This window comes from Anabaena sp. PCC 7108 (assembly GCF_000332135.1).
Classification (GTDB): Bacteria; Cyanobacteriota; Cyanobacteriia; order Cyanobacteriales; family Nostocaceae; genus Anabaena.
In genome coordinates, this window is sequence record NZ_KB235896.1 from 4189990 (window position 1) to 4214299 (window position 24310).

At 39.5% G+C, this 24310-nt stretch carries 18 protein-coding genes; 10 read left to right on the forward strand and 8 right to left on the reverse strand.

From position 1 onward, the window contains the following. Positions 1 to 44 precede the first annotated feature (44 nt). Positions 45 to 731 carry a hypothetical protein gene (locus tag ANA7108_RS0119675; RefSeq protein WP_016952536.1) on the forward strand — a complete coding sequence of 229 codons (687 nt, stop codon included), beginning with the start codon at positions 45 to 47 and terminating at the stop codon, positions 729 to 731. A gap of 296 nt (positions 732 to 1027) precedes the next feature. Here ANA7108_RS0119675 and ANA7108_RS0119680 read toward each other — a convergent pair whose 3' ends face one another. Further along, positions 1028 to 2671: a DUF1565 domain-containing protein gene (locus ANA7108_RS0119680; RefSeq protein WP_016952537.1), complete on the reverse strand. Its 1644-nt coding sequence runs from the start codon at positions 2669 to 2671 to the stop codon at positions 1028 to 1030. A 202-nt stretch (positions 2672 to 2873) separates the two neighbouring features. Between ANA7108_RS0119680 and ANA7108_RS0119685 the strand changes: the two genes are divergently transcribed. Together ANA7108_RS0119685 and thiS are read left to right on the forward strand one after the other, a co-directional pair. Continuing rightward, entirely contained in the window at positions 2874 to 3917 is a 1044-nt protein-coding gene (locus ANA7108_RS0119685) for a thiamine phosphate synthase (RefSeq protein ID WP_016952538.1), read from the forward strand. 115 nt (positions 3918 to 4032) lie between these two features. Further along, positions 4033 to 4245, forward strand: coding sequence for a sulfur carrier protein ThiS (gene thiS, locus ANA7108_RS0119690; RefSeq protein ID WP_016952539.1), 213 nt, complete (start codon positions 4033 to 4035; stop codon positions 4243 to 4245). Positions 4246 to 4355: 110 nt separating this feature from the next. Here the strand turns inward: thiS and ANA7108_RS0119695 are convergent, their stop codons facing one another. Further along, complete coding sequence (locus tag ANA7108_RS0119695) at positions 4356 to 5594, reverse strand: glycosyltransferase family 4 protein (RefSeq protein ID WP_016952540.1); 1239 nt, start codon at positions 5592 to 5594, stop codon at positions 4356 to 4358. Between the two features lie 1050 nt (positions 5595 to 6644). On the opposite strand from ANA7108_RS0119695, the gene ANA7108_RS0119700 reads away from it, so the two are divergent. Then, entirely contained in the window at positions 6645 to 7604 is a 960-nt protein-coding gene (locus tag ANA7108_RS0119700; RefSeq protein WP_016952541.1) for a DUF1517 domain-containing protein, read from the forward strand. Between the two features lie 278 nt (positions 7605 to 7882). Here the strand turns inward: ANA7108_RS0119700 and ANA7108_RS0119705 are convergent, their stop codons facing one another. The 4 genes from ANA7108_RS0119705 to ANA7108_RS0119720 form a co-directional block, all read right to left on the reverse strand. Next, positions 7883 to 8134, reverse strand: coding sequence for a type II toxin-antitoxin system HicA family toxin (locus tag ANA7108_RS0119705; RefSeq protein ID WP_016952542.1), 252 nt, complete (start codon positions 8132 to 8134; stop codon positions 7883 to 7885). After that, on the reverse strand, positions 8127 to 8636 hold the full coding sequence (locus tag ANA7108_RS0119710) for a DUF4365 domain-containing protein (RefSeq protein ID WP_016952543.1): 510 nt from the start codon (positions 8634 to 8636) through the stop codon (positions 8127 to 8129). Before ANA7108_RS0119710 ends, ANA7108_RS0119705 begins: the two co-directional genes overlap by 8 nt. A 353-nt stretch (positions 8637 to 8989) precedes the next feature. Then, positions 8990 to 10828, reverse strand: a complete 1839-nt coding sequence (locus ANA7108_RS0119715; protein WP_016952544.1) for a bifunctional serine/threonine-protein kinase/formylglycine-generating enzyme family protein — start codon at positions 10826 to 10828, stop codon at positions 8990 to 8992. A 378-nt stretch (positions 10829 to 11206) separates the two neighbouring features. Next, a complete protein-coding gene (locus ANA7108_RS0119720; RefSeq protein ID WP_084776949.1) occupies positions 11207 to 12022 on the reverse strand; it encodes an ABC transporter permease in 816 nt (271 codons plus the stop codon). 630 nt (positions 12023 to 12652) lie between these two features. On the opposite strand from ANA7108_RS0119720, the gene ANA7108_RS0119725 reads away from it, so the two are divergent. Next, positions 12653 to 13729, forward strand: a complete 1077-nt coding sequence (locus tag ANA7108_RS0119725; protein ID WP_016952546.1) for a glycosyltransferase family 4 protein — start codon at positions 12653 to 12655, stop codon at positions 13727 to 13729. Here ANA7108_RS0119725 and ANA7108_RS0119730 read toward each other — a convergent pair. Further along, positions 13716 to 14105 carry a DUF1499 domain-containing protein gene (locus ANA7108_RS0119730; protein WP_016952547.1) on the reverse strand — a complete coding sequence of 130 codons (390 nt, stop codon included), beginning with the start codon at positions 14103 to 14105 and terminating at the stop codon, positions 13716 to 13718. The genes ANA7108_RS0119725 and ANA7108_RS0119730 overlap by 14 nt on opposite strands. Positions 14106 to 14412: 307 nt before the next feature. Here ANA7108_RS0119730 and ANA7108_RS0119735 point away from each other — a divergent pair, with 307 nt between their 5' ends. The 5 genes from ANA7108_RS0119735 to ANA7108_RS0119755 all read left to right on the forward strand — a co-directional run bounded on the left by ANA7108_RS0119735 (position 14413) and on the right by ANA7108_RS0119755 (position 19940). Beyond that, on the forward strand, positions 14413 to 15561 hold the full coding sequence (locus tag ANA7108_RS0119735; protein WP_016952548.1) for an alanine--glyoxylate aminotransferase family protein: 1149 nt from the start codon (positions 14413 to 14415) through the stop codon (positions 15559 to 15561). Positions 15562 to 16107: 546 nt separating this feature from the next. Next, entirely contained in the window at positions 16108 to 16296 is a 189-nt protein-coding gene (locus ANA7108_RS0119740; protein ID WP_026104321.1) for a hypothetical protein, read from the forward strand. Positions 16297 to 16553: 257 nt separating this feature from the next. Then, the gene (locus ANA7108_RS0119745; protein ID WP_016952550.1) at positions 16554 to 18167 is read left to right on the forward strand and encodes an RluA family pseudouridine synthase; all 1614 of its coding nucleotides are present in this window, start codon (positions 16554 to 16556) and stop codon (positions 18165 to 18167) included. Between the two features lie 307 nt (positions 18168 to 18474). After that, positions 18475 to 19113, forward strand: coding sequence for a hypothetical protein (locus tag ANA7108_RS0119750; RefSeq protein ID WP_026104322.1), 639 nt, complete (start codon positions 18475 to 18477; stop codon positions 19111 to 19113). 11 nt (positions 19114 to 19124) lie between these two features. Beyond that, positions 19125 to 19940, forward strand: a complete 816-nt coding sequence (locus ANA7108_RS0119755; RefSeq protein ID WP_016952552.1) for a pentapeptide repeat-containing protein — start codon at positions 19125 to 19127, stop codon at positions 19938 to 19940. A gap of 103 nt (positions 19941 to 20043) precedes the next feature. On the opposite strand, the gene ANA7108_RS0119760 is transcribed toward ANA7108_RS0119755, so the two are convergent. Next, complete coding sequence (locus ANA7108_RS0119760) at positions 20044 to 24276, reverse strand: chemotaxis protein CheB (RefSeq protein ID WP_016952553.1); 4233 nt, start codon at positions 24274 to 24276, stop codon at positions 20044 to 20046. Positions 24277 to 24310: the final 34 nt, after the last annotated feature.

The following is a 24310-nucleotide window of genomic DNA, read 5'->3' on the forward strand; positions in this document are numbered from 1 at the left end:
GATGGGTGAAACATTTATACCTATTGCCTGGAACTAACAGCCCCATGCTAACAACAGCCCCAGACACCTCCGCCGAATTAGCCGCTAAATTATTAGTTCATTATAGTTTTGAACTGAGTGGGTATAGTGCCAGTGAATTAATTAACAGCTGGCGACGAGAATACCCACTGCATTGGTTACACTTAGCAGTGATTGAAGCACTGTATCAAGGTCGTTATAAAGCAATATCAGTACAACAAATTTTAACTTTTTGGCTCCGGCGGGAACAGGTGATTTATCATTTCAACATGGAATTTGAACGCCTGATTTGCAGCAAATTTCCGGAAAGCTTAACCAAAATATCTCCACCTGTTTTACCACAGTTACCACAAGCACCGCCGATTGAACCGACCCAAAATGCTCAATTATTACCTGCTAAAGTTGGGACTGCTTACCAAGAAAGTAAGATTCCTACTTACTCTTTAGCAAGCAGTGGGCAGGAAGGACGCGTTTTAACATCTCCTTCTTTTAAAGTAGCTCCAGATATTAGCAAGCGGCAATTAGCGACAGTTGTTAGTCAAAAGCTGATTTCTCAAGGAAGTTTGATTCCAGAAAAACAGCCAAAAATGCTGCCAGAAAGTGCTAATAACCCACCAATTGGACAGTTTATGCCCCAAAGGAGCGATCGCTCTGAATCTTTCACATCTAAACTCAAAGCGATGACGGGAGAAGAGCCGGAATTTGCTGTGTAATGGTGATTGATAGAAGTTTTTCTTCTTCCCCAATTACGAATTACGTTAGCGTAAGTACTAGGACAGAATTAATTACACAATGTCATTGCGAATGGAACGCAGTGGAATGACGCAATCGCAAGGGCTGGGATTGCTTCGCTTCGCTCGCAATGACTGTAAATATTTTTGTCCAATTACTTAGCTCTCCCGAATTACGAATTACGAATTACGAATTACGAATTACGAATTACGAATTACGAATTACGAATTACGAATTACGAATTACGAATTACGAATTACGAATTACGAATTACGAATTAGTTAAAAGGCTGAATAATCGCTCTTAAACCTTTACTACTCAAAATTTGAATCATTTCGCGGGCTTTATTTTGACTACTAAAAACCCCTACTTGCATAACTCTACTACCTTGCCAGGTTTTAGAAAAAGCATCAGGGACGACAGAAAGAACGACTTCCCGCTGTTGGTTATTGATCACTGGAACCATGACACGGTAACGTATACTCTTGCCAGTAGTTGCATAAACTTTGGGTGCTGATATTATTATTGAATTGTTAGCAGGAGATGCTTGAGGGGCAGTAAACTCAATCACTCCCGGTTCAATTCCCACATAATTTAATTGCAGTGTATCTGATTGTTCTCCAGAAGTAGTGATCTGAGAATTGTTCTTGGGGAAAGAAGTTGGCACATTAGCTGGTAAAGTATTGCTGCTACTAGGCAACATAGCTAAATACTGGTTAGGATTTTTGGTAATTGTGGGGGCAGCAAAGACAATTTCTTTGCCTTGAGGTGTTTCCTGTATCGATACAGGATTAGACCGAAAGTTCCTGGCTATAGAGGCTCTTCTAGCTTGAATATCTACATTGCCAAGTATCCGGTTTTTGGCTAGGTTGTTGCCTGGGGCAGAGAGTAGCTGTTTAGCAGCTTTAGCATTAATATCATAGCGACCATTATTCCGAAATTTATTGCCACCTGGTTCTGTGAAGTTACCTAAATCCGGTGTAGCTTGAGCAATTACCACCAATCCATCTTCTTGACTATCTGCAATTAAATTATTCCGTAAAGTCGGGCGAGTATTTGCTTGGGCAATAATTCCTGATCTGTTGTTGAGAATTTGATTACCGGCTATTATGGGAGCGGAATTCTGGGCAATGTTAATGCCAAAACCAGTTTGTTGAAAGACATTTTCTAGAATTTCAGGACGGGAATTACCAGTAATAGTGATTCCATTAGCACCATTGCGGTAAAAATAATTTTTGCTAATAGTGGGTGTAGCATTGCCAGTGACGGAAATTCCATCTTGGGTATTAGCAGTAAATGTATTTTCATGGACTATGAGATTGGTTGATTCCAGCCATAAACCATATCCACGGGTATTTGTGTTGGTGACTGTGACTCCAGTTAAACTTGTTTGGTTAGCACCAACAATGGTAACGTTTTGACCACCAAAGCTACGACTCAGGTATTCTCCACCGCCAATAATTTTAATATCTTTGCCTTTATTGCGAATGTCTCCTTGAATGGCCACACCTGGTTTGAGGAATAAGGGAAATACTTCTCCGGTGGCAGCACTATATGTACCCGGAGAGAGGATAATGAGACTATTAGGCTGTGCTAATTTCAAGGCTTGGGTAATTGTCTGCCAAGGAGCGCGATCGCTACCATTACCTAGTTTGTCATCTCCAGCACTTGGGTTGACAAACAGCACGTTAACCTGAGAAAGTGTTTTCTCACTGTGAAGTTTCTGTTCTCCGGAAATGGTAATCTGGGCAATGGCACTGCTAAAACTTGTGTTTAAAAGTGCTATACTCACGATTCCTAAAGCAAAGGTTAAATTCAATATCGAGGCAGGTAAATCTGAATATCTACCTAGTGGAGAGACAATTAACTTTGTTGGCAGGATATCTGCTCTACGGTTATGACAAAATTTAAAGGGAGGCATAAAATTCAACTAACTCCTGTAGCGCACACACTGAAATTTTATACTTTCATACAGTAATATGTGGATAATATTACTCATAATTTGACCATTTGGCTATTTTTCATCCCCATAAGTTAGTAAATATTTAATGATACAAATATTATGAAACTATTATGAAACAGGCTGAAGGTTTGATAATTGGACTAACAACGGAGTTGTTGTAATGGTCGAAGCCCACAGCCAAAAACAGCAAGTACAGCAAGTGGTTTATCGCATTTTAGACGCAAATTTAGACCGCGCTCGTGAGGGTCTCAGAATTATCGAGGAATGGTGTCGCTTTGGCTTAAATGATGCCCAGTTAGCTGGAGTCTGTAAGCACCTACGTCAAGAGGTAGGTCACTGGCACACATTAGAAATGAGGGCAGCACGAGATACACCAGGTGATGCTGGTACTGATTTAACCCATCCCCAAGAAGAACAACGTGCCAATATCACATCGTTGTTGCAAGCTAATTTTTGCCGTGTTCAAGAAGCCCTGAGGGTGCTGGAGGAATATGGCAAGTTGTATGACCCGAATATGGGGAGTGCTTTTAAACAGATGCGTTATCAGGTTTATACCCTGGAAAGTAATCTGATGGGTTATCAGCGTCATCAATCACTGTGGCGATCGCGCTTATATTTGGTAACATCTCCAGTAGATAATTTATTCGAGATTGTCGAAGCAGCTCTCAAAGGTGGTTTAACACTGTTACAGTATCGAGAAAAAACGGCTGATGATCTAATTCGTCTTGAACAAGCCAAAAAACTAAGGCAGTTATGTCACGATTATGGCGCTTTGTTCATTATCAATGACCGCGTAGATTTAGCTTTGGCTGTAGATGCTGATGGTATACATTTAGGACAACAAGATATCCCCATTGCTACTGCTAGAAAATTGCTAGGTCCGCAGCGTTTGATAGGGCGTTCCACCACAAATCCTCAAGAAATGCAAGGGGCAATTGCGGAAGGTGCTGATTATATTGGTGTAGGTCCAGTGTATGAAACACCGACAAAGGCAGGTAAAGCCGCAGCTGGTTTAGAATATGTCAGCTATGCGGCTAAAAATTGCCCAATTCCCTGGGTGGCAATTGGAGGAATAGATACGAGTAATATTCATGATGTGATTGATGCAGGAGCGCAAAAAGTGGCTGTGGTGCGATCGCTCATGCAAGCTGAACAACCAACTTTAGTCACACAGTATTTTATTTCCCAACTTTATCGGAAGTAGATGATTGGTCATTGGTCATTTCTCCCTGTCTCCCCATCTCCGTGTCCCCGTGTCTCCGTGTCCCCGTGTCTTCCCATCTTCCGTGTTTTCAATTACGAATTACGAATTACGCACTATGAATTCTAAAATTATTTTGCAAGTAAATGGAGAAACACAGAGTTGTGTATCTGAAACGTCGTTACCTGATTTACTTCAACAGTTGGGTTTTAATCCTCGGTTGGTGGCAGTGGAATATAATGGGGAAATCTTACACCGTCAGTTTTGGTCAGAGACTAAAATCGAAAATGGCGATCGCTTGGAAGTAGTAACAATTGTCGGTGGTGGATAGAATAGAAGGCGGGGGGGGAGACGCGGGGACGCGGAGAAAATGACCAATCACCAATCACCAATCACCAATCACCAATCACCAATCACCAATCACCAATCACCAATCACCGATTAATAATTCAACAAACAAGAATAACGAGATTCAGGTGCATATAGCCAACGGTGATAGGTTTTGCGTTTGGCTAATTCCTGTCCTTGACGACCAAGTTTTTCCCGTAGTTGTTTGTCTTTGCATAAGCGCTTAAATGCTTGTAAAACTTCATAGCCAGAATCTGGATTTACTAACAATCCATTCTCTTCATGGTGAACTGCATCTAAAATACTCCCTAAGCGAGAGGCAATTACAGGTTTACCAAAGTATTCTGCTTCTAAATACACCATGCCAAAATTATCTATTGTTTCCGCTTTTTCTGACTCTAAAGTTAGCATGGCGAAAATATCACAGGCTGCATAATAACTAGCTAATTCTCGTTCGGGTACATGGCCAGCAAAGTGTACTCGTTTATCTACTCGCAAACGCTGAGATAAAGATTTTAGCTGTGGTTCACAAGCACCTTGACCACAAACTATGTAGTGAACATCTACGCCAATAGTTAATAGTAAAGGAATATTATCGATAACTCGGTCGAAATTCTTATGCTTAAGCAAATTACCAACAGAGAGAATGACAATTGCGGTTTCGGGAATGTTGTAAACTTGACGCAAGCGGACACGTAAGTCATTAAGATGACTAGGACTTGTGGGAGTACCAAATTTTTCTGGTCTGACTACTGGGTTAATGACATGAGTAGGAGTATCTAAGCGAAATTTAGTTCTTAAAGTATCTCTGATATAGGAACTATGACAAACAATTCCTGCTGCTCGTTTTAGAGTAATTTTAAATAGAAATCTCCACAAAGGATTACGAGCAATACGAACTAAGTCATTACCGTGGAGGTAGATAAAAAATTGGATAGGTAAGATATAACTGAGTATTAACAAGGCTATAAAATCATCACCATGACACCATTCAATGTAGCGGTAATGATAGCGAAAATATAATTTAATGGCTAGTAATAATGAGCAAATAATATTAAAAAAAGGCTTAAAGATATTGCTCAATAAATTACCGCCACAAAAGCTTAGATATGGCCAGCGATAAACTGGAAAATTTTGAGCTTTGTCGAATGTTTTATCCCCTGAGCAACCAGCAGCTAATACAATCACTCTGTCTGGATCTTGTAAACAGCGATTATATACATATTCCCCAATTACAGCCTCTTGCGGACGAAAGACCCTGGAAATAACTAGGATATCTGGATAAGCAGTATTGTCCCTAAATTGTGTCCCTAGTTGTGAAATATGTTCCATGATTAGGTTTTAAATAAACTTCAGATCCTTGAAATAGGTTTTAATTTTTTGCAAATTAATTGGCGATAAGCAGAGTTGAAAACTCATGGCTTATCCGGCTGGATATAGTAGTCAGGGGTCAGCTTTTTAAAATTTGTATCTGACAAAAATTACAGAATTTAAGAACGTTATAATTACCCTGGTAAATACTACATTTTGTAAAAATTCAGAATTAATAATGAAGAGAGGTTGATTTGAAAATTGTCTTAAGAAAATTGTCTTAGTTTGATTTTTGTTTGCCAATTGACTATTAATGGATGATTTTTTGGCATAATCAACTTGAACTAGATTCTATGGCGGGTAGGCTTCAAGCAATTTCTCGGATAATGCTGATGAAATTACTAAATCTAGCTGATACTAATAGACTAACCTAAATATGTCCAAAATCTATGCCAAAATGCCAAAATTTCTCTAAAAATTTGATACTTTGGGCGGTAAATTGTATTTCCTAAGAATGATTTATGTTTGTTCATATTATTGTAAAGTTTCCTATTGTTTGTCCTGATATTTAGAGTTTTGATTCTATTGTCATCAATAGCATAAATGACAAGGTCGTATATTTTACCTCTGTACAGATATTGATAATTTCCTCTTAGAGATATACGTAGTACTTGTTATTTTTATATTGATTGAATCTGTGTTTATAGCAGTTATGATGACTTTAACCCCCTGCCAATATGTGCTGAATATTCTTTTCCTATCCGGAAAAAAATGAGTCTCTATAAGAAAAAAAAGTATCTGGGTATGTATCAGTTTGTGAAGTAATATTTTTGGTTTAATTGCAGTGAACAGCGCAGGGAATAATTAATTGATGCTAAAGTTTTGTGTTTGCAAAGATGTTGCGCGGTACGGTTATCTACGCGAGAAATCCCCCCTCTGTTCACTACCAACTTAAGATAATACGCGGTAGATTGAACATATAGCCGAACAATTCAAACTGATGTGCTTGCGGCTATTGTCTCCTAGCAATGGGGAGATAATACTTAGAAATACTCAAATTTCAGACTAATTATGCGTAAAAAAATACAACAAATCCTCAAACCTCTCTTAAAAGTTTCCTTTGTCCTCAGTCTAATGCTGGCTTTAGCACTGGGTAATGCTGATGGTGCTTTAGCTGCACGCAGTGGTGGACGTATTGGTGGAGGTTCCTTTAGAATGCCTTCTAGCCGGACTTACACACCACGCACCTACGCACCTCGTGGTGGTGGAGGATATTACCCTGGTGGTGGTTTTGGCTTTCCGTTCCTACTTCCTCTTTGGGGTTTTGGGGGAGGTTTTGGCGGGTTGTTTGGTATTTTAATCTTTTTTGCGATCGCTAATTTCCTAGTGCAAACTTTTCGCCGTGTTAGCAGTGGAGAAGGTGAAGAAATAGCCTACAACAGCAATCCCGGTGTTTCTGTCACTCGTTTACAAGTTGGTTTATTAGCACAAGCGAGAGGTTTACAAACCGAACTTAACCAAATTGCAGAAAAAGCTGATACCAATACTCCAGAAGGAAGAGCAGAAATTTTGCAAGAAACGAGTTTGGCTTTACTGCGTCATCCTGAATATTGGGTATATGTGGGTGGTGGTAGCCAACAAGTGAAATTAAATGCTGCTGAATCACAATTTAACCGCTTGTCATTGGCTGAACGCAGCAAGTTTAGCGAAGAAACTCTTTCTAATGTTAACAATCAGCTAAAATCAGTTCTAACTAAAGAATTACCAGGTGAAGTAGATAACCCCACTCGTCTAATTAGTGAAGGACCTGGAGAATATCTCATCATTACCTTATTAGCCGCTACTTTAGGTAAATTTGAACTTCCCCAAATCAATAGCGCTGAAGAATTGAGTCAAGCTTTACGACAAATTGGTAGTCTTCCTGGTGAAAAACTTCTAGCACTTGAAGTATTGTGGACTCCCCAAGCTGAAGGTGATACTTTAACTTCTGATGATTTGTTTGCTGAGTATCCTGATTTGAAGTTGGTTTAACCAACCTATAACCACAAAGCAAAATTTAAGGGTTTAGCAATGCTAAACCCCTAACAACTTGTATTCATTTTTAATTTTAAATAGTTCTTCCTCGTCATTTAAATGGTAACAAATTTAAACGTGGTTGTCAACCTCCAATATTCTATCTTTGCGTTTAGTTCAAAATAAAAAAAAGCTGCGGCGAGAATAACAATTAGGTTAGATCATGACCGAAAAGAATGGGATACAAGCCCCGTCCCTTTGTGATGGTATGGTGTTGTTTATTATATTTTCATACTTTAGCTGGCAATTTTTCCTATAAAACTGTCAAAAGCATTGGTGTTGATTAAACCATTTTCTACCAATATTCGACGTACAGCTACTAAATGCACAGGCTGAAGATATGCCTGTTGTTCGTAAGCTGGTAAAATGACCAAAGTTCCTGACGATGGATATTGATAGACTTTTTGAGAGCCTGTTGTTGGTACTTTTGTAAAACCTATCTTGAAAAGCAATTGTTCTAGGTCAGTAAACTGAATATCTCTAACCATAATGACGAATCACTCCCTTTAACTGTTTTAAAATATCATTCCGGTATTGGGCAAATTTTTTAACCGCTTCTTGATTTAGTATATTTGTTTTAGGCAAGTGAACGGTAACACTTTCACCAATATTGAACAAATCAAAACCTGACAAATTTTCAAAATATGCTTGTAAGTATAACCAATAGGCTATATCCAACTGAGCATCATACACAATCAGAATACATGGCATAGGCTCAAACAGCCATAATTCCAAATCTGAACGCGCTAGACTAAAAGCAATAGTTTCTTGGTCTGCAAGTGTTCTTAGAGAATCTGTAGCCTTTAATTGTAAATAAATTTGACCGTTTTCAATCTCACTATCTACATTATATGTGAAAATAATTAAATCAAACCCATAATCATGCTCAATTCTCTCTACTGAATAACCGCATAAAAACACCCATCGTTCAACATGATTAACGCTTAAATCAGCTATAATATGTTCTCTAGGTCGTTTCTTTTTTACCATTAATTAAATTAAACCAAACGTCATTTAACCTTTGTCAATTATACGTTAGTATTTCGGTATTTTCTAACAAAAATACGATTTTTAAATTATTTATGCCACTTGGTCAAGATTCATAGTGTAATGGTGGATATTGTCGTACTTAGGCAGACGGTTTGATATAATTAGGCTATTCCATAACATTTTAAAATTGCACAACAGCTTATGTGGATCATTTTGTGTAAATATCCCCACAAAAACCCATACATAAGTTTAAAAAACAGAATTTTGAAATTAACAGGATGAGGAATTGACAAGAAATATTTAATTTCTTCATCCTATAAATCCTTAAATCCTGTAAATCCTGATTCTGACATTTAAACCTCAGCAGAAAACACCACCCGCAAACCCGACATTCTCAAACCACCTTCTGCTTCATTCCAACTGCGACTCGCACTACGACAAAGTTCTGCACTAAAATTCCACGCACCACCACGCAAAACCCGACGATGTATATCACCATCTACATCCCACACCCTACCATCTGTCGGTGCGCCTTCATAATTTTTATGCCAAGGATCAGCACACCATTCCCAAACTAACCCGTGCATATCATATAATCCAAAGGAATTGGCCACATCAAAACTGCCGACATTGGTAATTTGTTTACGAACATTACTTGTAGGTGGGACAAAATAAAAATCACCACCACTACAATTAATTAAATCAGCAGTAATGCGTTCTCCAAAATGAAAAGCTGTGGTAGTTCCTGCACGACAAGCATATTCCCATTCGGCTTCACTGGGTAAACGGTAATTTCGTCCTGTTTTCATTGATAACCGCAAACAAAATTCCACTGCTTCATACCAAGAAATGTTTTCTATTGGTAAATTTGCACCTTTAAATTTTGAAGGGTTGGGGTTTAAAGGTTGGACAATTTGTGGTAAATCTGTTACTGCTTTCCACTGTGCTTGTGTAATGGGATATTTACCGATAAAAAATGGTGAAATGCTGACTTGATGTTGAGGACATTCCTCTACATCACCTTCATATTTTGATGAACCCATCAGAAAAGTACCACCGGGAATGGAGACCATTTCTAAAGCGATATTTTTATTTAATTCATCTAGAAAGAATTTGGAACTAAGTCTGTCATAGCTAACTTTTTTCCCTGCGGTGTTGACTGTCACTACATCAAAATCAAATGTTGCTAAAGGTAGTGAAGGGACGATAATTTTTTGAGGTGGTGGTAATGGTGTTTCGACAACAGGGGAAACTTCTACAACTTCTAGAAGTGGTTTTTCCGCTTTCAAATCCTGTAACACTTCTGTTGCTGACTGATATCTATCAGTAGGAAAATGCTGGAGTAATTTATCTAATATTTTTGTTAATTCATCACTAATAGTAATCCCTTTTTCTTGTAAACGTTCTTTCCATAACCATTTCGCATTCATGGGATTATAAAGAGGATCTTTAAGTCCATAGGTATCTTGCATAGGTAAATCTTGAGTTAATAACCGGACACAAGTTACTCCCAAAGCATATAAATCACTAGCATGACAAGCAAAACCTGCCATTTGTTCTGTTGGTGCATAACCTAATGTATAAATGGCTGTAGCTTGTCTGGCTATGCTGGTGTGAGTCACTTGTTTTGCACCACCAAAGTCTATTAATACAGGTTTGTTATCTGTATTTTGACGAATAATATTTTCTGGTTTGATATCTCGATGAATTACATTTTTTTGGTGAACAAAATCAAGTACTGGTAATAAATCAGCTAAAAGTTGGCGAATTTGGGTTTCGTTATAAGCTTGTTCTTGAACTTCTTGGAGGAGAGTTTTACCAATAATAAATTCCTGAACTAAATACAAACTAGCACCTTGTTCAAAGTAAGCTAATAACCGGGGAATTTGGGAATGATTTTCGCCAAGTTCATATAATCTAAAGGCTTCTTCTTTGAAAAATTCGGCTGCTTTTGCACGTTGTGCTGTTCCCTGAACTTGAGGGAAAAATTGCTTAATTACGCAAGGTGCGTTGAGTCTATCTACATCTTCTGCGGCGTAAGTTTTGCTAAACCCACCTTCTCCGATTAACCGCAAAACTCGGTAACGGTTTCTGAGGTGTTGTCCAAATGTACCGTGTCCGCAAACGATGCAAAATTTACTGTAGTCAGGGTTGAAGGGGTTTGAACAGTTGGGATTTTGGCAAATTTGCATGGTTGAGGGGAAGATAGCATCTTTTCCAAAGTCGTCCCCAATATTATCTAATTAATAAAAGATATTTAGGTCAGTAAACAAGGATATCTATCTATGTCCTGACATTGGCAATTTATGGAAATAAAAGTGAAGAAAATATGTGGATTTATTGATGTTTGTGGGGAGGTTTTATTTGTGATCACCCTATTTACTGTTTAGTGATTTTTGGGTGAATATATAACTATATATACATGGGCGCACAGATTCCCATTATAATATTAACAATATAAGAGTTTTGGGATCTTGTCAAGTGTTTGAGTGATTGGTAATTGGTGATTAATAGAGTAGAGTCAGAGACTCTGTGATAACATTCCCAGCCTGAGACTGGGAACGAGATAATTACGAATTATTTGAATTTTTATTTTCGCCGACAGCACGAATTAATTCAGCTATAACAGCGACAGTTCCAGTTACGGAGATTAACATGACGCTAAGAGCATTAATATCAGGTTTAACTCCAGTTCTAATGCGGCTAAATATTTCCATAGGTAGAGTGTTGAAACCGCTACCTGCGGTAAAACTGGCGATGAGAAAGTCATCTAAACTGAGGACAAAGGCTAGTAAACAGCCTGATATGATACCGGGCATTAATTGTGGTAAGACAACTTTGAAGAAGGCTTGAATTGGAGTTGCACCTAAATCTAGTGCGGCTTCTTCGAGGTGAGGATCGAGATTATTGAGTCGGGATGAGACTACTAAGCCGATGTAGGATAGACAAAAAACGATATGGGCGGCTACGATTGTCCAGATGCTGAGGGGAATGGCAAAAGCGGCTAAACAGACGAGAGTGGCAACTGCGATCGCAATATCAGGAATTAATAATGGTAAATAGGATATACCGCGATACAATTTCTTTCCAGGAAACTCATAGCGGGCTAAACCTACAGCCATTAAGGTTCCTAATACAGCAGCAACCGATACGGCACTAAAGGCAACTATTAAACTGTTATTTACAGCTGATAAAATGCGATCGTCACTAAATAGTTTTTGATACCATTTCAGCGTAAATCCTTTCCATACTGCACTGTAGGGTGATTGGTTAAAGCTATAAAAGCCCAATACCAGTATGGGCAGGTACATGAACACGAATATGACTAGTGAGAAAACCGCCTGCCATGAGACACGCGGTTTTTTGATTGTTTTAGATATATTCATATTTAGTTCTATTTTATCGTACCTTTTAATACCATAAATAAATTATCAAAGTCAAGGTATCGATGTTATCCACCTGCGTAGGTTTTGTCTCTGTAGAAGCGTTCACCTAGGGTGTCGGAGGCATCTTTCTAGTCACCAAGGTAAGTAATAGATTCAGGACTTACGCAACTGGCACATTAGTAGGGTGCGTCAGACTGCATAAATCCTGCAAATAAACAGATTGTTGATATCTGACGCACCCTGCAACAGATTTTTAGTGTGACACTTGCGTAAGTCCTAAGATTAAAACTGTGTCCACAACCTCTTAAAATAAACAGACAAATTACCCTAGAAATTGAGATAAATAGAAATTGTTTAATTTGGGGATAAGTTCTGATTTTGAGCAAAATATTCAGCAATTTAATGTTAGGTTGCTGAACTTATAATTGCTAATTTACCTCTAGAGGTGAGTATAATTTCCCTACCTCAGATAGACAAAAAATATGAAAGTAACAGCATAAGATTCTAAGACACTTATCAATATAGTTGGTGTTTTAAGTGATTTACTGCTATGGTTAATCGCTGGACATTAATTTAAATGAAACAAATAAACACCACTAATTTACAGTCGTACCTTTCAGGAGGTTGATCATGAGAATTGCTCAAATTGCGCCACTGTGGGAGAGAGTACCTCCTCCAGCTTATGGTGGAATAGAATTAGTAGTGGGATTATTAACAGATGAATTAGTTCGACGAGGACATGAAGTTACATTATTTGCGTCAGGGGATTCTGTTACCTTGGCAAAGTTAATATCAGTTCATCCTCGGGCTTTAAGACTTGATAAGACGGTCAAAGATTGTAGCATTTATGAATCACTACAACTAGCTTTAGTATATGAGCGAGCCAAAGAGTTTGATATTATTCACTCTCATGTAGGATATATGCCAATACCATACACAGAACTAGTGAAAACGCCTACAGTTCACACCTTGCATGGAATTTTTACCCCTGATAATGAAAAAATATTTGAATATGGTAAAAACCAGCCCTATATCAGTATTTCTGATTCCCAAAGAGAAGGAAGATTAGGATTAAATTATGTCACCACAGTTTACAATGGCATTGATGTGAGTAGTTATGAGTTTTATCCCCAATCAGTAGATGAACCTTACTTGGCATTTTTAGGAAGAATGTCTCCAGAAAAAGGTCCACATTTAGCAATTGAGATTGCTAAAAAAGCTGGTTGGCAATTAAAAATGGCAGGTAAAGTAGATGTGGTAGATGTGGAGTTTTTTGAAAGAGAAATTAAACCACATATTGACGGGAAGCAGATTCAGTATTTAGGTGAAGCTAATCATGCTCAAAAAAATGTCTTGATGGGAGGTGCTGTCGCAACTTTATTTCCTATCACTTGGAGAGAACCGTTTGGGTTAGTAATGGTGGAGTCAATGGCTGCCGGTACACCAGTAATTGCGATGCGAATGGGTTCAACTGAGGAAGTAATTGCTGATGGGGAAACTGGTTTCCTTTGCAATAATACACAAGAATGTGTAAATGCGATTGACAAAGTAAATAAGTTAAATCGCTATGCTTGTCGGCGGTATGTAGAAAAATGTTTTAGTGTGCAGAAAATGACTGATGGTTATGAGGGCGTTTATCAACAAGTCCTCGCTGAGAGATTTGCTAAAAATGGTCATTTTCGCACACCTGTAGTTAATTTAATTTAGCGCGAATTTGTTCAATCCGTTGGCGATTTACTCCTAAGTCGCCATAACCTAAGCGGGAAGCGGAACGTACATGAATGATGTTAGATTTATGGTCGAGATAGAATTCTACATCATCTACAAATCCCATCCAAGCACTTTTGAATTCTGCATATAAATAATCCTCTGTTTCCGTAATTATTTTAGTTCTAGGTAAAGACAGAATCAGATTTTTTAGATTAGTCAAGGCTTGTTCTGGGCTGGATGTAAAACTCAGAGGTGCAATGTGATGGAGTGAATCTGTACTCTGACTAGAAACACAGTTAGGGCTAGGAGGACAGAGTGCTAATTTACCTTCTCGAACACCTAAATTATTTGGTCTGTTGCCTGCGAATATCATGGGGTTAACTAGGGGTAAAATAATAAGTATGAAGAAGCTAAGAAAAATGAAAGCCAAAAAAACTCTTCTTGTTTGTTTAACGAACACGAAAAATATTGATTTATAATGATGTTGATAATTCCATCATAAATAATCAGTAGTTAATTTCCTGAAAACATAATATAAAAAAATATCTGGATTAATCCTCCTATAGAAAGATAAACAATTATCAAACTTATGGTATCACTCAGTGCGCGATCGCCTCTAGCACTGGCATAGCAAATCGCTTTATGATGCGATTAGTTACCATTTAGTCTCAAATAAATTTATGACATCCACAATTGCCATTAACGATAGTCAGCACCTACAACTTTCACCCTTAGAAATTCCCAATCGTCTACTACTAGGACCTGGCCCCTCCAATGCCCATCCGGCGGTGTTACAGGCCATGAATACCACACCCATAGGTCATCTTGATCCTGCATTTTTAACCTTGATGGATGAGATTCAATCTCTGCTACGCTATGTATGGCAAACCGAAAACCCCCATACTATCGCCGTTAGTGGTACGGGTACAGCCGCAATGGAAGCTACTCTGGCTAATACCGTAGAACCAGGAGATGTAGTATTAATTGGTGTATCAGGTTATTTCGGAAATCGCTTAGTAGATATGGCAGGAAGATATGGTGCAGATGTGCGAACTATCACCAAGCCTTGGGGACAAGTTTTTAATTTAGATGAAATCAATACAGCAGTAGAAACCCATAAACCGACGATTTTAGCTTTAGTTCATGCTGAAACATCCACCGGCGCACGTCAACCCTTGGAAGGAGTGGGTGAATTGTGTCGTAAACATGGCACATTGTTATTGGTAGATACTGTTACTAGCTTAGGTGGTGTTCCTATCTTTTTGGATGAATGGGGTGTTGATTTGGCTTATAGTTGCAGTCAAAAAGGTTTAGGTTGTTCTCCTGGTGCTTCCCCGTTTACCATGAGTGCGCGGGCAATGGAGAAGTTGCAAAAACGCCCATCTAAAGTTGCCAACTGGTATTTGGATATGTTATTGCTAGGGAAATACTGGGGTACTGAACGTACATATCACCACACTGCACCGATTAATTTATATTATGGCTTACGGGAAGCATTGCGTTTAGTAGCGGCAGAAGGTTTAACAAATTGTTGGCAACGGCATCAAAAAAATGTTGAGTATCTTTGGGAAAGCCTGGCAGAAATCGGTTTAAAAATGCACGTTGAAAAGGAATACAGACTACCAACTTTAACTACAGTTTGCATTCCTGAAGGAGTAGATGGTAAAGCCGTTGCCAAGCAGTTATTACTTGAGCATAACATTGAAGTTGGCGGTGGTTTAGGTGAACTTGCGGGTAAAGTTTGGCGTGTAGGTTTGATGGGTTTTAATAGTCGTCCTGAAAGTGTAGATAGGTTAGTTGATGCTTTGAAGCAGGTTTTGGGTAAGTAGAAGTTTTCTAAGGTGGGCATTTTGCCCGCCATAACTATCAACTATAGAAATTACGCACTATACACGATAATTGGTGATTGTCGGCTTTTGGGACAGCACATAGCATATTAGTAGGGTGCGTCAGACTCGATAATTTGGCACAATTAACAGATTTTCTAAATTTGACGCACCTGACCAGAGACTCAAACCCATACCCCATAATAGCCCTAATACCAGATTAATATGAAGCTGCATAGAATAATTTAACGCGGATGCACGCAGATAAACGCGGATAAAGACAGATAAATTAATGGATTTAAGAATTATGTGCAACCTTACATAAAATTGGTATAACAACCAACATTTAATTATTTATATTGTTCAGATTGTTCTACATATCCACAAATGTAGAGAATCAAGAAGAAGTGTATATTTCAAAACTTATGAGGTGGATAATATAAAAGTCACCAAAAATTGATGAGAATCTGTCCTGCTTGTGTTGAGATTCAACCCAAGACGGTTCAAGAAGTCCCACAACTCAAAGTACAAGTTACGGAGGTGTGTGTAATGAAAGAATACATGAATATTTTAGAAAAGTTAGTTGATCAGTTGACACTATCTGCAATTCTAGAGATGCTAGAACGTATATGCCACAAAAAAGCTGAAAATCTGAGAACTCATTGGCAAGATGAGAACTCCGCAAAACGGTGGGATAAAGCTGCTAAACAAATAGAAAATATCAATGTTGATATTTGAACGTTTCGCAGCAGTGTCTACTCTCAATGTAATCATAGGGTAGGGACTGTTGCGAGTTATTATATCGTATCAGAGCGAATACTAATCATTAGGGAACCGCACGGAGATGGGGGGACGCGGGGACGGGTCGAGTTTTTTTGAGCAGCAATTAACGGGACTTGATATTAGATATCACATTTTTTACAGTCCCGGCTTTGGTTCAGCAACGCCAAATATATTTATATATTAATAAGTTATAAGTCGCATTGTTGAACAAGATGCTAAATGAACTTTCGCAGTTTCTTAACCCCAACACAGAAATTCTCCCCACACCTCCCAGCTATTACTATGAAGGAAATTGTCCGCAAACGGGGGAACTGCTGAAACTTCCTCGTACTCCTTTAGCAGAAGCTATAGCTAAGGGTTTAATGCAACAACTTCAGCAAAATGAAATTTATTCCCGTGAAGGTAAAATGTATGGTATTTTATTAGTTGAATTACCGAATGGCGAACAAAGAGTAATTAAAGCTTTTTCCGGTTTATTGAATAGTTGTAGTGTGGTTGAAGGTTGGGTGACACCAATCCCCGGACGGGAAGATATTGCCTTAGCAGAAACGCGAACTTTAGCAAAGTTGGCAGCAATTAAACAAGAGATAATTACTCTCAAACAACTTCCTGAAAGAGAAAAATATGCAATATTATCTGCTGAATTTAAACAGCAGTTGCAAATATTGAGTTTACAACATAGTCAAAGTAAAAGAGAACGACAGGAAAAACGTCAACAACTCGGCGAAAATATCACAATCGCAACTATTGCCCAACTAGAAGCAGAAAGCCGTCAACAGGGAATTGAGCGCAAATATCTCAAACGTCGTCAAAATGAAGTTTTGCAGCCTTTACAGCAAATCATAAATACAGCAGATACAAAAATTAGAGAACTAAAACAACAGCGAAAAGAACTATCTCGCCAATTACAAACCCAAATGCACGCTGCTTATAGTCTAACTAATTTCTCTGGAAAATCTCTATCTTTACAGCAACTACTACCAGGAGGAACACCCACAGGCACAGGGGAATGTTGCGCTCCTAAATTATTACATTATGCGGCAACTCATGGATTAAAACCTTTAGCAATGGCAGAGTTTTGGTGGGGAAATTCTTCTGTCCAAGATAAAAAACAAGGTGAATTTTATGGTGCTTGTGTAGAACGGTGTCAGCCATTAATGGGGTTTTTGCTATCAGGAAAATCTCAGCATTCAGCCCAGGGTAAAGAAGAAATTATTTATGAAGACCAATGGTTAATTGCTGTGAATAAACCTTCAGGATTACTTTCTGTCCCTGGACGTTATTTTCATAATCAAGATAGTGTGTTGAGTCGGTTGCGTAATTTGTATAATCTAGAATTGATGGCAGTACATCGCCTAGATCAAGAAACTTCTGGTATTCTGTTATTAGCTAAAGATGTATTTACCTATTCTCAACTAAATCAACAATTCCAAAAAAGACAAATTCACAAAGTTTATGAAGCCATCCTGGCAGGTAATCTGATTATTAATGAAGGTGTAATTGATTTACCATTGTGGGGAAATCCAGAAAATCGTCCTTATCAAACAGTTGATTTAGAACGAGGTAAACCCAGCTTAACGCGTTTCCGGGTAATAAAAAAAGAAGGAGACTATACCCGGATAGAATTTATCCCTCTGACAGGACGCACCCATCAATTACGAGTTCATGCGGCTGATGTGCGAGGATTAGGGATGATGATTTTGGGAGATCAGCTGTATGGTTGCAGTGCTGAGAGCAGTAGACTATATCTGCACGCCAGAGAATTGAGTTTTCATCATCCGCATTTAGGAGAAAATCTGTATCTACAGACAAAAACACCATTTTGAAAAACGGGAAACCTCATACCATTTCATATCATGTTCGCTTAATTACTTCAGGACTTACGCAAAATCAGGAAGAAACGAACCGCGTTCGCAAAGCGTCTCGAAGAGAAGGCGCGTTCGCGAAGCGTTCCGTTCGCGCAGCGTCTCCGATAGGAGAAGGAAAGGACACGAAGTAAAGAAGGCTTCAGAGATATTTTGCGTAAGTCCTGACTAATTTAACTGAGATTCTATTTTGTTCGTGTAGCTTTTATATGTAAACTCTAATATTGCATAGAAAAAACGTTTACCCTCATGACTGGAGAGCAAAATTTTGGGCATAGAACTACGCAGTTTCGTATTTCTAGACAATCTGCAACCTCAACACGCCGCATATATGGGAACAGTAGCCCAAGGTTTCTTACCATTACCTGGGGATACATCCCTGTGGATTGAAATCTCACCTGGTATCGAAATCAATAAAATTACAGATGTCGCCCTCAAATCTGCCTCTGTCCGTCCGGGAGTACAGGTAGTGGAAAGGCTATATGGACTATTAGAAGTGCATTCTGGTTCCCAAGGGGAAACACGAGCCGCCGGACAAGCAATTTTAGCTCTGCTGGGAGTGAAAAAAGAAGACTGTCTCAAACCCCGTGTGGTTTCTAGCCAAATTATTCGCAATATTGATGCTTACCAAACTCAACTTATTAACCGCACCCGTCGGGGACAGTTATTGTTAGCAGGACAAACCCTATATGTATTGGAAGTTGAACCTGCTGCTTACGCTGCGTTAGCTGCAAATGAAGCTGAGAAAGCTGCGTCAATTAATATCCTGGAAGTGCAAGCTGTAGGCAGTTTTGGAAGGCTGTATTTAGGTGGACACGAACGGGATATCCTAGCGGGGGCAGCGGGAGCCTTAACGGCGATTGAAAACGTCCCTGGTCGAGAAAATCCCCAGCAGCGCAAGGAATAAAAGGAGCGAAAATGGCAAATCAAGAGCATCTGAGATTACTCAAAGCAGGTGCAGTTACCTGGCTAAAGTGGAGAAAGCAAAATCCCCAAATTGAACTTGATCTGAGTGCGGCTAACCTGCAAGGAGAAAACTTGCGAGGTGCAAATCTCCAAGGTGTAAATTTAACCAAGGTAGATTTAAGTCATGCTTTATTGGTGCGAACCAATTTCAGCGGTGCAAATCTGAGTAATGCTAACCTTAACCAAGCTATTTTAATTGAAGCTAATCTGAGTGCAGCTAATTTTAGTATTGCTAATTTGAGTGGTGCAATATTGTCACAGGCTGATTTGAGTGATATAAATTTGATTGGTGCTGATTTGAGTGCAGCAAATCTCAGCGGTGCTGTGATTACAGATGCTAATTTGATCGGGGCTGATTTTAAAAATGCTATTTTGCGAGACGCGGATTTAGGAAATGCCAAATTAATCCGCAGTAACCTGTGTTTTACTAATTTGTATAAAGCTAATTTAATTGCTGCTGATTTGAGTGAAGCGAACTTATATGAAGCAGAAGTAATGGCAGCTTACCTTTATAAAGCTAATTTGTATAAAGCTAATTTAACTAAGGCACATTTGGGTAGTTCATATCTATTTAGAGCTAACTTGAGTGAAGCTAACTTGACGGAAACTGATTTAAGTTGGACTAATTTGCGAGGTGCAAATCTTGGTGGTGCAAACCTCAAAGGTGCGAACCTCAGAGGTGCGAATATTCAGGGTGCGAACCTCAATGGTGCTAATTTTCAAGATGCAATTATGCCTGATGGTTCTAAAAATAATGGCGTTGCATAATTCGGGATGATTTGAGAATCTGCATCAATATGTAATCACCGCGTCCCCCTGTCCCCGCGTCCCCGCGTCAGCCTCAATCATCCCCTTATTCAGCAAACCCTAATTATTTATTTGCGGTTCTTCCAGCTAGGTTGGCAACCATTAGTACTAGTTGATCTAACTCGATAGGTTTAGCACAGTGCATTTGGAAACCTGCTAAGTGAACCTGTTGGATTTCATCATCACTCACATAGCCTGTCAGGGCAGCAGCAGGAATTTCTCGCCCAAGTTTAGCATCAAGCGATCGCACTCGCTGGATCAGACTAAAGCCATCTTGGTCTGGCATCCCGATATCGGATAGAAGCACATTATACATACCTGGGTTAGTCGTCAAGATTGCAATTGCTTCGTCAGCGGATGCCGCCGTTGTCACCTCAGCATCATAGGTTACAAGTGCAGTCATCAATAACTCACGGATATCTTCCTCGTCATCCACAACCAGAATATGCAAATCCTTCAGTGACGGGAGATGATCAACGGGTGATTCTACAAACTCTGCTAAATCCTCTTCTCTTTGTGAATTACTAGGCAGCAAAGGCTCTTTGACAGTAGAAGAGAGAGGCAACTGGATGATTATGGTTGTCCCTAGCCCCTCACCTGAACTTTCTGCCTGGACTGTACCGCCGTGAAGTTCAACCAAATGACGGACAATTGAAAGTCCTAGCCCAAGTCCTTCATGAACGCGAGTTTTGCTACTGTCAGCTTGGCGAAAGCGTTCAAAGACATAAGGCAGAAACTCACTAGGTATGCCAATACCTGTATCACTAACTCGAATTTGAGCTTGGGAATCAACACGCTCTAAAGAGATTTCTACCATTCCCCCTGGTGGAGTAAACTTAATAGCATTAGACAGCAAATTCCAGATTACCTGTTGCAACCGATCTACATCACCTAGGACTTTTCCTATTGCTGGTTGCAGATGGGATTGAATCTGAATATTTTTAGCATCTGCCGATAAACGGACAACTTCTAAAGCTGCTTCAATTACAGATTGTAGATCAATGAGATGATTGTTGAGACTCAGTTTGCCAGTTGTAATCCGCGAGATATCAAGGAGATCTTCAATCAATTGAGTTTGTGCCTTGGCACTGCGTTCCAGTACTTCCAGTCCGCGGGCAATTTGCTCTGGCTCAAGATTCTTCTTCCGAAGCAACTGAGACCATCCCAGTATGGCATGGAGGGGGTTGCGAAGTTCATGGGAGAGAATTGATAAAAACTCATCCTTGGCGAGGTTAGATGCCTCTGCTTCCAGTCTGGCTGACTGCTCATAAGACAATAACCGGCTACGTTCTGCTTCCAATTGTCTCTGCTGCGTAATATCCCGAATTGCCAGCAGAACCATCGGCTCATTTTTTTCTTGAAGAATTTGACAACCATTGAGTAACAAAACTTTATACCCAATTTTATCGAAAACAGCCGTGATCTCAAATTCTTGCAGATGAATCTTATTAAGAAAAATTTCTTCTAGACAGGTGATGAGATGGGGAATATTCCACTCACCTTTTCCTAGCTCAAAAATCAATTGCTGCTCTATTTCTGGTGATGAAACTTGGAAAATTCGATAAAAGGCTTGATTTGCTGTAACAACACGTAAACCAGAATCAAGTACCAACAAAGGTTCTGGAACAGTCTCCACAATAGCTTCAGCATAATTACGGGCTTGTTCCAGCTGCTGGGCGGTGTGCTTAAGGGCATTAATATCCACGAATACCATCACCACACCATCAATTTTATTTTCTGTAGTCCGGTAAGGTCGAATGCGGAGATTGTACCAATATCCCTGCTGGTCTTGTACTTCTAGCTCTTGGACATTGAGGCTATCCATCACTTCTTGCAGCAATGACTCTAAGTTAGGAAGATCAATTGTAGAACGGATATCACTAAGTGGCCTCCCTATATCTGTGGGAATAAGATTCAGTAACCTTTGTGCCACAGGTGTAAAGCGGCGAATTCGCAAATCGCTGGTCAGGATAATGATGGGAATATTAACACTGCTGATCAAATTCAACAAATCATTGTTGACATAGTGTAACTCCAGATTTCGACTATGTAGTTCTTGGTTGGTTGTATAAAGTTCTTCGTTAGTTGCTTGAATCTCTTCTTTAGCTGTTTGTAATTCTTCGTTAGTGCTTTGGAGTTCTTCGTTGCTAGATAATATTTCTTCATTTGCGACTTTCAAGTCTTGAGTAATGGCTTCATGCTCATGGGTAATTAATTGCAAATACTCTTGAGTTGCAGCTAGTTCTTGTTTAGTGGCTACTAGTTCTTCTCGAAGTCGGAGTATTTCTGGCGCTATATCTAGCTGTTCGATATTTTTTTTAGGATTGACTGGGCTAGGTTGATGTGCTAATTCAGATACATCCTCAAATAAAACCAAAAAGTAGTAAGTTTCTCCCTCATCAGCCTGGAAGGGAATCACTTCAACATTAAGTTTTTGATTCGGTTCGCTGCCTTCAATATGTAAATTTTCTTTTCTGACAGAAATATTCTGTCTTTTCGCTTGCAAAATTCCAGTCCGCAACTCTTCTAGCAGCCCTTTGCGTGCCATTTTCAGCAGGTTGAAGCTAGGTTGTCCAGGGGCTGGTCTCAAATAGGGACTGGTATCTCCCCGGAATTGGAGAATGTCTATTCTGTCGTTAATTAATACCCCAACTGGTGCATAGAGATTCAAGACAATCTGGTCAGCCAGTTTTTGTAAGTCAACAGCCTCCCCGCTCTTTTCGCTGATTTGCTTGTGAGAATCTTGTCTGGCTATGGGATAGTTACTGGTAGAAAAATCTAGTTGCGGGCGCACAGATACCAATTTTCGGGAGTAAATATTGTATTTTCTATCGACTACAGGGAATAAATCTGAGAATTCTCCTGTACTCTCCGAGGTTCCTAACATCAGAAACCCGGTCGGCTTAAGAGCATAATAAAAAATCTGCATTACCCGCTTTTGCAAAACAGATTCAAAATAAATCAGTACATTTCGACAACTAATTAAATCTAGATTAGAAAAAGGCGGTTCACCAATTAAGTTTTGTCTGGCAAACACGCATTGTTCACGAATTGTTTTACTGATTTTATAGCCACCTTCTACTGAAGTAAAAAAGCGTCTAAGTTGTTCTGATGAAACATTAACTAGTTGGCTTTGCTTGTAAATACCTAACCGAGCTTTTTCAATGGCAGTCTCGTTAATGTCTGTAGCAAAAATTTGGATCGCAGGTTTGGGGATCACATTCTCCAAAAACTCTAGCAGACAAATAGCAATGGAATAAACCTCCTCACCTGTGGCACATCCTGGTACCCAAATCCGAATGGGTAAGTCATTGGATTTGCCCTTAGTGATTGTCGGAAATACTCGCTCTTTCAATCCTTGATAAACTTCAGGATCACGGAAAAAACTGGTGACACCAATCAGAATTTCTTGGTATAAGGCATATATTTCTGCTGGATTTTCTTGGAGATACCGAACGTAAGCCGCCATCTGCTCTAATTTATACAACACCATCCGCCGAGCAATCCGCCGATTAATGGTAGTTTGCTTGTAGTGGGTGAAGTCAACTCCTGTGGCTGAGTGCAGCAAAGCAAAGATTGTGGGCAGGGCTTCTGGAATTTCAGACAGTGGCTCAATTGTTTCTGGCTTAGTTAAACCAGCCACATGAGGATGATGGGCAATTTGTGCCAATTCCTCAGCTATTTGTGATGGTGGCAGGATAAAATCTACATAGCCTGTGGCGATCGCATTATTTGGCATCTCGGTGAATTGTGCGGAGACTTCATTCTGGGCAAAGGTAATGCCACCAGCCGCTTTAATCTCTCCTAATCCCAGGGAGCCGTCTGCATTGCTACCAGATAGAACTACACCAATTGCTTTGTTTCCTTGCTCGGCTGCCAATGAACTAAAGAAAGCATCGGCAGGCATATACCTACCAAGAATTTTCTTACGGCTGATCAGTCGTAGCACCCCCCGTTCCAGAGTCATTTTTGTATTGGGTGGAATGGTGTACACCTGGTTTGGTTCGACGATGATCCCATCTTCCGCTTCCTGGACTGGCATCTGAGTTTTTTTAGTGAGAATCTCAGTTAGCAAACTCTTTTGACTGGGGTCTAAGTGCTGAATCAGCACAAATGCCATGCCAGTATCGATGGGTAAATGCTCTAATAATTGGGTAAATGCTTCTAATCCCCCCGCAGATGCGGCAATCCCAACTATAGGAAATAATACATTGCTTGTATCCTGCTCCTTTGGCATCGCTCCTTCAACAGCAGCAGAATTGGAGGGCAACGACTCAGAAGGATGGTCGGAGTTCATATAAACTGATTAAATACAAAGCTAGAAAATTTAA